At 59.3% G+C, this 6,432-nt stretch carries 5 protein-coding genes and 1 pseudogene; 3 read left to right on the top strand and 3 right to left on the bottom strand.

Features of this window, described 5'->3' with window-relative positions; genetic code table 11:
- Nucleotides 1-413 precede the first annotated feature (413 nt).
- From P0D89_RS31670 to P0D89_RS31660, 3 genes and pseudogenes are all read right to left on the bottom strand, one after another.
- Nucleotides 414-731 (bottom strand): annotated as a pseudogene (locus P0D89_RS31670) (transposase); the annotation flags it as partial.
- A 990-nt stretch (nucleotides 732-1,721) separates the two neighbouring features.
- Nucleotides 1,722-1,958, bottom strand: a complete 237-nt coding sequence (locus tag P0D89_RS31665; RefSeq protein WP_097391535.1) for a hypothetical protein — start codon at nucleotides 1,956-1,958, stop codon at nucleotides 1,722-1,724.
- A gap of 869 nt (nucleotides 1,959-2,827) precedes the next feature.
- Nucleotides 2,828-3,088: a transcriptional regulator gene (locus P0D89_RS31660; protein WP_408364023.1), complete on the bottom strand. Its 261-nt coding sequence runs from the start codon at nucleotides 3,086-3,088 to the stop codon at nucleotides 2,828-2,830.
- 591 nt (nucleotides 3,089-3,679) lie between these two features.
- Here P0D89_RS31660 and P0D89_RS31655 point away from each other — a divergent pair.
- The 3 genes from P0D89_RS31655 to P0D89_RS31645 all read left to right on the top strand — a co-directional run bounded on the left by P0D89_RS31655 (nucleotide 3,680) and on the right by P0D89_RS31645 (nucleotide 6,392).
- Complete coding sequence (locus tag P0D89_RS31655; RefSeq protein WP_408364017.1) at nucleotides 3,680-3,997, top strand: hypothetical protein; 318 nt, start codon at nucleotides 3,680-3,682, stop codon at nucleotides 3,995-3,997.
- 368 nt (nucleotides 3,998-4,365) lie between these two features.
- Nucleotides 4,366-4,620, top strand: coding sequence for a DUF2513 domain-containing protein (locus tag P0D89_RS31650; protein WP_408364015.1), 255 nt, complete (start codon nucleotides 4,366-4,368; stop codon nucleotides 4,618-4,620).
- Nucleotides 4,621-4,814: 194 nt separating this feature from the next.
- Nucleotides 4,815-6,392 (top strand): nitroreductase family protein, encoded by a 1,578-nt coding sequence (locus tag P0D89_RS31645; protein WP_408377683.1) that lies wholly within the window; start codon nucleotides 4,815-4,817, stop codon nucleotides 6,390-6,392.
- The last annotated feature ends 40 nt before the right edge of the window (nucleotides 6,393-6,432 follow it).

Genomic DNA, 6,432 nt, shown 5'->3' with positions numbered 1-6,432 from the left:
CGCGTCGTCGCCAGTAAGGTATTCCAAGAGGACTTCCGCGGACAAGCCGCGACGTGATCTGTTCGAGGTGTTTCAGCTCGTTTTCGAATTGATAGTGCAGCATTGCCGTCCTTTGAGTGGCCACTCATGCGCAGGCAGCAATTATGTGGCGACCGGGCATACACGTCTGCACGCTACCGTACAGGGTTAGGAGCGAGTTGAACTTTTCACGCACGGCGCAGAACCGGCTGTATCTGGCAGTCGCGCTGAAAGCGACCTGGCGGTGTATTAACAGGCCGAACTCAATGCAGTGGCAAGACGGTTAAATGAGCGTCCGAGGAAAACCCTGAACTATGAAACGCCGGCCGAGCGATTTCAGCAAACTATTGCACCCAGCAGTTGAATCCGCAGCTTGTGGCATTGACGGCGTCGAATCAGGCGCCGGCCACCTTGATCGCACGCATCGCTTTTGCAAATCCCAGTATTCTGATGACTCGCTTGAGATTGTAGGCGAGCATCTGCAAGCTCATTTCAGTTGCGACGTGACCAGGCCTGCGTGTCAGGAAGTGTGTCGGACCCATCCAGTGCTTAAGCGTGCCGAACACGTGTTCGACCGTGCGGCGTCGCAGCGTCATTACATCGGGCCGGCGATCCAGCCAGCGCTGCTTCGCCTCAAGTACCACCTCCTGCTCCCATCGCCGGATGCGCCGGTAGTCGGCCGGCTTACACTGGCTCTTGAGGGGACAGCGCGGGCCCTTCGCCGTCACTCCATGTCGAGCGCATGCAATTCCAATGTATTGCAGGTGGGTGCGTGCGGGTATGAGTTGCTCGGTGTGGTCATACATCAACTCCACTACCGCCTGAGCATTGCGCGTCAGTTCTGCAAACGAATCGTCACTCGCATCGGCGTTCGGAAAGTCGGGAAACTGACGCGAAAGCCAGTATTGCTATCCCAGTGGACATACAGCGGATATTGCATGACCTGCTCCTTGCGAGCGGTGCGCCGACTGACGCTCACTGCGCAACGCTATGCAGGGGTGTTTTTCGTATGAGAGACAGCCAAGGAAGTCTGCACGCACGCTTCATTAGACGCTTCATGCACGAGTACGCAATGACTTTCTCGTTTCATGCCGACGCATCATCCGGGAAAGCCAGAAACCGCATACGCACAGGCTGATCTGTTCAGATAGCGCCCTGTTCTGGCTGGATCTCCATGCACTCCAGCCCATCCATGCGGAAGGGCTGCTTTCTACCGACATACGGGGCGAGTGACACAGACCCACAGGAGCGCCATTAACTCGTTCTCCCAGTTCTTCCAACGCTGACTGTGAACCCACCATGGCCGGTCAATGGCCACGCCGTTTGGTTCGACCAGCGGATCTGCACCGGCCAGGGACACCGGCACGGTCGGTATCCGGTCGATACACGGCACAAGAATGTATGTCTTCACCTTCTTCACCTCGACGGCTTTGGTGTAGACAACTGGCAGGATAGGCGCTGGCGACTGCGGCGTGTGCCCCGGTACAACAAGCAGCACCATATAGGGCAGCGCGCAGACGATCGGACGGACGTCAAGCCGAACGGAACGGCCTGACCGCAACTGTGCAGCTTTACGCCTTCCAGGATGCCCGCCATGATCGCCTCCATTGTGGCTTTCGAGGAGTCGTGCCACGCGACGAAAGGCAGAACACGCGGAGCGTGTCAGGCCCTCATGCCAGGTACGAAGCGCCCTGAATTTGCGTCTACTCCGCGGGGCCAAGGATTACGTCGATAGCGGCCTGGCCGGCGATCTCCGCAACAAAGTAGGCCCAGCGACGGGAAAACGGTCCGCCTCGGATCTTGATGCGCTCGCCGAGCGCTGCTACGCCGGGAGGCTTGACGGGTCCCTCAATACGAAACCAGACGTCGAACATGTCCTTCGATGTGGACAGCAAATCAACGTAAATTTCGAATCCGCGATATTCGACCGTTCGTTGCACAAAGACCTCCGGTTCCCGCACCGCCGCAAGACGGGCAAATCAATGGTGGGCCAACTTTTCTTCGGCCATCGCCGTCATGCGCGCGTCGCCCGCATCTTTTGCCGCGGATTCTGTCGCGAGATTCCCCCCCAGAAACACGATCCCATGAGGTCGCCGCAGTTGAGGTTCAGGAGCGGAATCAATCAAACATAGCCGCCCGCTTGCCCGGCAGTCTGACCTACAGCCCGTGGCTTTCCCGTGTTCGCAAATCCCATGACCACCTGCCGACAGAGATAGGTTGGAGAATCCCGCAGGAAAGAGTGCCTGATTCCTCTCACCGGCGCCATCGTGCCAGTTATTCTCCGCGGCCGCGAGAGAACTGACTCCAAGGGCAAATGTGCTGGGCGCGTGCCCATGCAACTCGCGCGTACTGAGCTTGAACCGCAGCCGTCTGCCGATATCGTCTGGCGAGCTGAATTCGTCGGACGAGGGAGAAAATCGGGCTTCGAGTGGCCAGACCCCGGGCAAAAAAGATGGGTGCCGTGAAATTGCGTCGAGGTACTGATCCTTTGTTGCAGGCGACCTGTTTCCCCCTCAGGCGTAAGTGTTGCCACCGGGCGCACCGTGCCTTCGTGACGTGGCGCGCGAATGTCCATTTTGGTCTCGTCAATTGCTCCTTGGGTCGGCACCCTTCTGCCGATTGCCCGCCGTCAACCGTAGCGAGACTTCGCAACCACCGCCTACGAAGGCGTGGGGGCGACATTGGCGACACGCCCGAAGGAGTTGTTCCTCCAGATGCACGCGCAGGGCGTGAGTATGCCTGCTTCCAGGCGGGTACCCGCACCGGGTGGCCGGTCGACTCTTACCTGCAGCCCAATGCAATGGGGATCTCATTCCGCCTTATCGAAGACGCCAGCTTCGAGATCCTGTCTGAAATGCTGCACCCAACCGGTTTCGAATCCGATGGGGTATTCCCTCGCAATTTGTGTTGATAGTCTGGTTACGGTGACATAGCCCTGCAGGCCGACGTTCTCGTCGCCCTTGGGGTCAGTCGTATCCGTTTCCAGCAGTTCGAATTCACCTTCTGCCAGTCCCTTGCGCTGCAAAGTCGCCACGAAAGCCTGGCGCTCATCCGGTTCGATCAGTTGCATCTTCCACCCTCCCGTCTGTCCGACACCGATATTCGTGGTCCCCTTCACGACGTCGCCATAACCCCAGAACGTTACGCAGTGCCCGAGTGCGTCGCTGCTGTGGCTGACGTTGTGAAAGCCGAATGCCATGCGCTCGCCAGGGTCCGATCGGGTTGCACTCGGGCATCACCAGCGTACAGCTTTTGTGCACGCGCTCGATGGAAAACTGTCAGGACAGTTTTGTCATAGTTCCTGCCTTCCTTCATGACCCGTCGCAATTTGCATCGCGGCGCGCATCGCCATGAGCGGTCGAAGCCGCCTGCACGTGTCACAAAAAGACGCAAAGCCACGCTCGAGGTATGTCCGTTCTGCGTAGTGCCCTGCGTTGAATCATCTCATCGCGTGACATTGTCCCGCCCGGGGATTGTTTGCACGGTGCCGCAATCAGCAGCGATTGCGGAAAGCGCCCGGCTCGTACCTGTGCCGATAGCAACGTCCGTTCGCTGGACGGACCGATGCGAATGGACGATCAGTCCATGCGCAGCCGATAGTTGAGGCTCGTTGGCCACAACAGGGCTACACTCAAAATGGGACAAATTCCGGAGCAATACCATGACCGACGCTACCCCCCAAAGCACCTTTCGCGGTCTTCCCCTGACGCCGGAGCAGGACGCAGAAGTCAGACACTACATAAAGAAGAAAGAGCAGCATGGCGCGCCGTGGGATACGCCGGAGTTGGAGGCCATGCTTCGAGACATGCTGGAGCCCCCGAGCGACGACGACGGAGGACTCGGTTCCGCCGTCGACGAAACGAAGGCGGCCACAGAACGCGCGACAGCTTCGGTCGACGAGACCATGGAGCCCATTGAGGCCTGCGAAGAGCGGAATGCTGCGATGGAAACCGAGGGTATGAGGGGACCGAAGCGTTGAATCCCGGGCAGGGCTCGCGACTGATGTTGAAATTCACCCGACGCGTTCGGACTGTGGCATGAGCCTGTTGGGAACCCGGAATCACATCGATTGCGGCGCCGACGGTCAGCTCTGCAATCAGCGCGCCCCGCCAGCGAGAAGAGGGGGCGCGCCGTATACTTCGATGCCTGCGATAGATGGAACGTCCGGTGGCGTTCCGTCTAATGAACGTCGATCGTGGATCTGAACGGCTCGCGTCGTTCCACCCTTTCGGCGCAACCGTGCGGAAGCGCAAAGAGCCGTGCCGCAATCCGCACCGGTATGATTGCGCGGACGTTGTACCCGTGGCGTCCTTTCGATGTATGTCCTATCTGCGAAAGGAGGAGACCGTGAAACGCGATATGAATCTGGCACTCGCAATATTGAAGACTCTCGAGGAAAACAAATCCCCGCACCTCAGCGAATTTGACATTGAAAGCGCGCTCAAGGACGCGTTCGACGTTTCGAACCGGGGTGTGGGGTATCAGTTGAACCTGCTGGCCGACGCAAATCTCGTCCGCCCGATGGGTAGCGACTGGCGGCTAACCTGGGATGGCCATGAGTTTTTGAAGTCGGCGGTCCCGAATACCTTCGAAGAGACCTGAAGGGCTCTAGTGAAGACAACCCGATTGCCGGGGCATCGCACAGGAGGCGCCGAACGCAAAAGTAGTTTGCCGAAGCGCGTTCGATTCCACGACTTGATGACGACCGCGCCCCAGCGTCCAGCCAGCCGGTTTTGTACAGCCGCATGTGCGGATATTCCTGGTCTGAGGAGAACATGGACCGGTTAAGGCATGCGATGCTTGAATATCACGAGCGCAGCAAGCATCGCGTCAGCGGCTACGCTCCTGGCCCCGGAAAACTCGACTGGGCGACCCAACCGGATCCGTTCCGGGTGTTTCACGGCGCACCGCGCATTGGTCTGCCGTTAGCCGCGGATAGCCTGACTACGCGCTACAACGAACTGCGCTGCGGCGCTTTGCCGCCCGTGCGCAGATTCGATCTTTCCAGTCTGGCAATCCTGTTCGAACTTTCGCTCGGCCTGTCGGCGTGGAAATCCTACGGCACCCAGCGGTGGGCACTGCGCTGCAACCCTTCGAGCGGAAATCTGCATCCGACCGAGGGCTATCTTCTGTGTCCCACTCTGCCCGGCTTGTCCGGTGGGGTCTACCATTACCTGAGCCGGGACCACTCCCTTGAATGTCGCGCTGCAGTGGATAACGAACGATGGAGCGAGGCGTTCCCGCAAAGTGGTGTCCTGGTCGGCATAAGCTCGATCCCCTGGCGCGAGGCTTGGAAATACGGCATGCGCGCCTGGCGTTACTGCCAGCACGATTGCGGCCATGTCATCGCCGCGGTGAGTTACGCAGCGGCAGCGCTTGGCTGGCAGACGCGACTGGTGGAGGCGGCTGCAGACGACGCGGTGGCCAACCTGCTTGGATTGAACCGCGGAGGAGATTTCGGGAAGGCAGAAGCAGAGGCGCCGGATGCCTTGCTCTGGATCGGTAACCCTGAACTGCCGCCTGATCTTGAGCGCATGCTGATCGTCTTGGATAGCGTACAGTGGCACGGACACGCGAATCAGCTGAGTCCAGGACATGTGAAGTGGCCGGATATCGATTCGATCCATCGCGCCACGCATAAGGCCCGTACTCGCGAATCGACCTTGCCGAATCCGGAAAAGCGCCCGTCGCCCGCGGCGCCCGCCCTTGATCTCAGCTTTGCCCGGATCGCGCGGCAGCGTCGCAGCGCGGTGAATTTCGACGGTACTACGTGCATCGCCAAGGCGGCGTTTTTCAGCATGCTGGCCTGCCTGTTACCACGTCATGACACGCCGCCATGGAATGCGCTGATGTCTCCTGCAGCAGTGCATGCAGCGCTAATGGTGCATCGCGTGGGCGACCTGGAGCCAGGCCTGTATATGTTCGTGAGAAATCCGGGCGCGCTGCCGGATCTCAAGCGATCTCTACGTCCAGAATGGCTGTGGCAAAAGACCGGCCCCGATCATCTGCCACTCTATCTTCTGCTGCCTTACGATTTGCGCGCCACGGCAAAGTTGATCTGCTGCCACCAGGATATCGGCGCCGATTCCTGCTTTGCGCTGGGAATGATCGCAGGATTCGGAATCGCGTTGAAGCAGCCATGGCGTTATCGCCATCTGTTCTGGGAATGCGGCATTCTTGGCCACGCGCTCTATCTCGAAGCCGAAGCCGCCGGCGTGCGTGCGACAGGAATTGGCTGCTTTTTCGATGATGAAATGCACACACTGCTCGGCGTGGAGGATCACACCTGGCAAAGCCTGTATCACTTCACCGTCGGCGGCGCGGTAGACGATCAGCGCCTGTCTACATGTCCACCGTATCAGGTTCAGCGTTGAAGCGAGAGCCTCACGTCCCGATCGTGGTGAGGCGGTATTT

The sequence above is a fragment of the Paraburkholderia sp. RL18-085-BIA-A genome (genome assembly GCF_046027075.1).
Classification (GTDB): Bacteria; Pseudomonadota; Gammaproteobacteria; order Burkholderiales; family Burkholderiaceae; genus Paraburkholderia.
Note: the sequence above shows the minus strand (reverse complement) of the source record. Positions and strands in the feature narration are given on the sequence as shown.